Here is a 5,223-nt window from a genome sequence, read left to right as displayed (position 1 = left end):
GTGCTGTTGCTCACAGCACCGGGTCCGCCGTACGGGATCGCCTTGAGAGCTACTTGATCCACTCCGACCAGGACATGTTCCAGCCGTTCAGGCCGTTGTCCGGAGCGATCTGCTTGTCCTTCGAGTTCTTCACGACCACCACGTCGCCGATCAGCGAGCGGTCGTAGAACCAGGCAGCCGGGGTGGACCCGTCGCCGGCGCCGCGCGCGTCCCGCAGACCGACGCAGCCGTGGCTGACGTTGGCCGAGCCGAAGGTGCCGGACGAGGCCCAGTAGTTGCCGTGGACGAAGGTGCCCGAGTTCGACAGACGCATCGCGTGCGGCACGTCCTTGATGTCGTACTCACCGCCGAAGCCGACCGTGGCGCCGTTCATCCGGGTCACCTTGTACTTCTCGCTGATGACCATCTGACCGTTGTACGTGGTCGTGGACGGGGCGCCCGCGGTGATCGGGATCGTCTTGATGATCTTGCCGTCGCGCTCGACCTTCATCGTCTTGGCGCTGGCGTCGACGGTGGAGACCTGACGGCGGCCGATGGTGAAGGAGACCTTCTTCTTCTGCTTGCCGTAGACACCGGGACGGCCCTCGACGCCGTCCAGGTTGAGCTCGACGGTCACCTTCGTGCCCGCGGCCCAGTACTCCTTGGGGCGGAAGTCGAGGCGGTCGTTGCCGAACCAGTGGCCCTCGATCTCGACGGCCGGCTCGGCGGTCACCTTGATGGCGTTCTCGACGGCCGCCGGGTTGGTGATGCCCCGGGTGAAGTTGATCGAGACGGGCATGCCGACGCCGACGGTCGAGCCCTCCTCGGGCGTGTAGTGACCGATGAAGGTGTTCTTCGGGGTCAGCGTGGTGAAGGTGGTGTCCTTCGCCGACTCACGGCCCTCGGCGTCCTTGGCGATCGCGTGGACCTTGTACTGCGTACCCGCCGACAGGTGGCCGACCGGCGTCCAGCTGGCGCCGTCCGCGGCGATCTTGCCCTCGACCTCGGCACCCTTGGTGTCGGCGACGGTGACCGTCGTCAGCTTGCCCTGCTCGGCCGTCACCTTCAGCACACCGCTGGTCGCGACCGAGTCGGCGCCGTCCTTCGGGGCGATCGTGACGACCGCCTGCGACGCCGCGTTCTCCTGCTTGCCCCCGCCGCTCTGCGCCGGGTCCTGGCCCCCCTTGCCGCCGCCCGCCGGGTCCCCGCCCCCGCACGCCGTCAGCACCAGGAGCAACGCTCCCACAGCCAGGGCCTGCAGACGCGCGCCCCCGCGCCGCCGTCCACGCCCCACCCCGGCCGATATCGGCTGCCCGTTCAAAATGGTCGTCTCCCCTCGCACGGCCTGGTCTCACCACGGCCCGCACCCCCGCGCGCATCCTCCGCGCACACGGCGCTAGATAATCACACCGTAGGACACGAAAGTTCCACGCGAATGTCACCGTTCAGTCCCAGTCGATCCAGGAACCGTGCACGTGACGCAGGTCAGCGAGGGGACGACGAGGGGCTCACCGCAGGGCGGAACCGGCCTTCCACTGGTCCCACTCCATGTTCCAGCCTCCGAGCCCGTTGTCGGGAGCGACCTTTCGGTCACGGGAGTTGACCACTTCCACCACGTCGCCGATGAGGGTCCGGTCGAAGAACCAGCCCGCCGGAGAGTCCGGGCTGCCGCCCTTCTCGTCCCGCAGACCGACGCAGCCGTGGCTGACGTTGGCCGACCCGAAGGTCGAGGAATCGGCCCAGTAGTTGCCGTGCAGGAAGGTCCCCGAGTCGGTCAGCCGCATCGCATGCGGTACGTCCTTGATGTCGTACTCGCCGCCGAAGCCGACCGTGCGGCCGTCCATCCGCGTCACGTCGAAGAGCTCCGTGACCACCATCTTGCCGTTGTACGTGGTGGTCTTCGGCGCCCCGGCCGTGATGGGCACGGTCGCGAGGACGTCGCCGTCCCTGTGCACCTCCATCGTGTGCGCCGCCGCGTCGACCACGGACACCTGGGAGCGCCCGACCGTGAACCCGACCGTCTTGCGCTGGATGCCGTACACCCCGGGCGCCCCCTCGACATCGCGCAGCGCGAGCTCGACGGTCACCTTGGTGCCGGGCTGCCAGTACTCCTGCGGACGGAAGTCGAGCCGCTCCTCGCCGAACCAGTGGCCGACGACCTCCACCGGCGGCTCGGAGGTGATCCTGATGGCCCGTTCGACCGCCTCCCGGTTCTCGATGGCCCGGTTGAAGCCGAACGAAACGATCATGCCGGTGCCGACCGTCGAACGGTTCTCCGGCTTGAAGTAGCCGATGAAGCGGCGCTCGGGCACGACGGTGGTGAACGTGGTGTGCCGGGCGGAGCGCCGGCCGTGGGCGTCGAGCGCCACGGCGTCCACGCTGTACTTCGCGGCCAGCGCGAGCCGCGCGTCCGCGTTCGGCCGCCAGCGCAGCCCGTCCTCGCTGATCGCGCCCGGGACCGCGGTCCGCTGGGCGTCCTCGACCTGGACGACGGTGACCCGTTCGAGGCGCCCGCTGTCCACCCTCACCTCGATCGGCCCCTCGGCGGGCACGGCCCGGCTGCCGTCCTCCGGGCTGATCCGGATGACGTCGCCGGGCGCCCGCGCCTTCCCGGGCAGCGAGATGTCGATGCCTCCGCCGCCGCCGTCACCACCCTTGTCGGTGCAGCCCGCAAGCCCGGCCACCAGTCCCGCCGCCGCCAGGGCGAGCACCGCACCGGCCCTCACCCGCTTCAGTACGTGTTTCACGCCTGGCCCAACGACGGCCACCCTCCAGGGGAAACGTGCGTGCGGGTCATGTTGGGAGTCCGGTCGTCCGGGCAGAACAGGTGGGAGGACCACGTGCGGGGAGTCGCGGCCGGGACGCCGCGCCCTCCGCGACATGGGGGTACCTCCCATGCCGGTGGCTGTGGGGAGGGCCCGACGAGCCGCGGGAGGCCGACAGGTGTCGAGCGCAGCCGAGCAGGAGGCGGTACGGGACGGAGTGGGGCTCTCCCCTGCTCCGGAGCGGCCCCGGCCCGTGGTGTGGCCGGGGGCGCCCACCCCGTTGGGCGCGCGGTGCAGGGTGGGACCCGACGGGGTCGCCGGCACCAACTTCGCGCTGTGGGCGGGCGGAGCGGAGGCCGTCGAGCTGTGCCTCTTCGACACCGACGGCGCGGGTCGGGAGACGGAGAGACGGCTGCCGCTGACCGAGCTGACCCATGAGATCTGGCACGGCTTCGTGCCGGGGGTGGCGGCTGGGCAGCGGTACGGATTCCGGGTGCACGGCCGCTGGGACCCGTGGACGGGCGCCCGCTGGAACCCGGCCAAGCTGCTCCTGGATCCGTACGCGCGGGCGGTGGACGGCGACTTCACGCTGCCGCCCGAGGTGTACGGGCACGTCCGGGACTGGCCGCAGCAGCACGTGGCCGACACCGTGCGGGACGACCGGGACTCGGCACCGTTCGTCCCGAAGGGCGTCGTCGTCCAGGACGACGACGACTGGTCGGACGACCGCAGACCGAAGACCCCCTGGCCGGACTCGGTCATCTACGAACTGCATGTGAAGGGCTTCACCCGGCTCCACCCGGGCATCCCCGAGGAGCTGCGGGGCACGTACGCCGGACTCGCGCATCCGGCGGCCGTCGACCATCTCGTACGACTCGGGGTGACGGCGGTCGAGCTGCTTCCGGTGCACCAGTTCGCCCACGAGGACCATCTGCTGCGTCGGGACCTGCGGAACTACTGGGGCTACAACTCCATCGGCTACTTCGCCCCGCACGCCGGCTACTCCTCCTCGGGGACCACCGGCCAGCAGGTCGGCGAGTTCAAGCGGATGGTGCGGGCGCTGCACGCCGCCGGGATCGAGGTCATCCTCGACGTGGTCTACAACCACACGGCCGAGGCGGGCGAACTGGGCCCCACGCTCTCCCTGAAGGGCATCGACAACCGCGGCTACTACCGGCTCCAGTCCGACGCACGCCGGTACGCCGACTACACGGGCTGCGGCAACACCCTGCACGTGGTCCAGCCCCAGGTGCTCCGGCTGATCACGGACTCGCTGCGGTACTGGGTGACGGAGATGGGCGTCGACGGCTTCCGCTTCGACCTGGCCGCGGCGCTCGCCCGCTCGATGCACGACGTCGACATGCTCTCGCCCTTCCTCGCGGTCATCGCCCAGGACCCGGTGCTGCGCCGGGTCAAGCTGATCGCCGAGCCGTGGGACGTCGGCAACGGCGGCTACCAGGTCGGCGCGTTCCCGCCGCTGTGGACGGAGTGGAACGACCGCTACCGCGACGCGGTACGGGACTTCTGGCGCGGCGCGCTGCCCGACGTACGGGACCTCGGCTACCGCCTTTCGGGCTCCAGCGACCTGTACGCCTGGGGCGGCCGGCGGCCGTACGCCTCGGTCAACTTCATCACCGCCCACGACGGGTTCACGTTACGGGACCTCGTCACCTACGAGCGGAAGCACAACGAGGCCAACGGGGAGGGCAACCGGGACGGCACCAACGACAACCGCGCCTGGAACTGCGGGGCGGAGGGCGAGACCGACGACCCGGAGATCGGCGCGCTGCGCCTGCGCCAGCTGCGGAACCTGCTGACGACGCTGCTGCTGTCGACCGGGGTGCCGATGCTGGTCGCGGGAGACGAGATGGGCCGCACGCAGGGCGGCAACAACAACGCGTACTGCCAGGACAACGAGACGAGCTGGCTGGACTGGTCACTGCCCGAGGACCCCGGGCGACGGGAGCTGCTCGCCCTGACCCGCCGGCTGCTCGCCCTGCGCCACACCCACCCGGTGCTGCGCCGCCGCGCGTTCTTCTCCGGGCGCCCGCAGGGCGCGGACGGCCTGCGGGACCTGGCGTGGTTCACGCCGGACGGCCAGGAGATGACGGAGCAGGACTGGTACGCCCCCGCCGCCACCCTGGGCCTCTACCTTTCGGGTCGCGACATCCCCGGCCGGGACGCCCGCGGCGCCCAGATCACCGACGACAGCTTCCTGGCGATCCTGCACGCGGGCCCGCGCCCCCTCGCGTACCGCCTGCCGGGCCCGCCGTGGGCGGAGTCGTACGAGCTGGTCCTGGACACGTCCTTGGAAGACCAGTCCCAGGCCCCGGGAACGGTGCACCGGGGCGGGGAGACGGTGACGGTGGGGGCGCGGTCGGTGCTGCTGCTGCGGGTCGGGGGGTGAGGGGCGGGGCGCCGGGTGAGGGGTGAAGCGAGGGGCGCGGGGTAGGACCCGCACCGGCCACCGCGGCGCGAC

At 71.0% G+C, this 5,223-nt stretch carries 3 protein-coding genes; 1 reads left to right on the top strand and 2 read right to left on the bottom strand.

What is annotated here, in order from left to right; translation table 11 throughout:
- Nucleotides 1-49 precede the first annotated feature (49 nt).
- Nucleotides 50-1,300 carry an Ig-like domain-containing protein gene (locus ACFQ7Q_RS37540; RefSeq protein WP_383563582.1) on the bottom strand — a complete coding sequence of 417 codons (1,251 nt, stop codon included), beginning with the start codon at nucleotides 1,298-1,300 and terminating at the stop codon, nucleotides 50-52.
- 187 nt (nucleotides 1,301-1,487) lie between these two features.
- A complete protein-coding gene (locus tag ACFQ7Q_RS37535) occupies nucleotides 1,488-2,726 on the bottom strand; it encodes an Ig-like domain-containing protein (protein ID WP_383563579.1) in 1,239 nt (412 codons plus the stop codon).
- 196 nt (nucleotides 2,727-2,922) lie between these two features.
- Here ACFQ7Q_RS37535 and glgX point away from each other — a divergent pair, with 196 nt between their 5' ends.
- Nucleotides 2,923-5,151 (top strand): glycogen debranching protein GlgX, encoded by a 2,229-nt coding sequence (gene glgX, locus ACFQ7Q_RS37530; RefSeq protein ID WP_383563576.1) that lies wholly within the window; start codon nucleotides 2,923-2,925, stop codon nucleotides 5,149-5,151.
- Nucleotides 5,152-5,223 lie beyond the last annotated feature (72 nt).

Source organism: Streptomyces sp. NPDC056527, assembly GCF_042794475.1.
Classification (GTDB): domain Bacteria; phylum Actinomycetota; class Actinomycetes; order Streptomycetales; family Streptomycetaceae; genus Streptomyces.
Note: the sequence above shows the minus strand (reverse complement) of the source record. Positions and strands in the feature narration are given on the sequence as shown.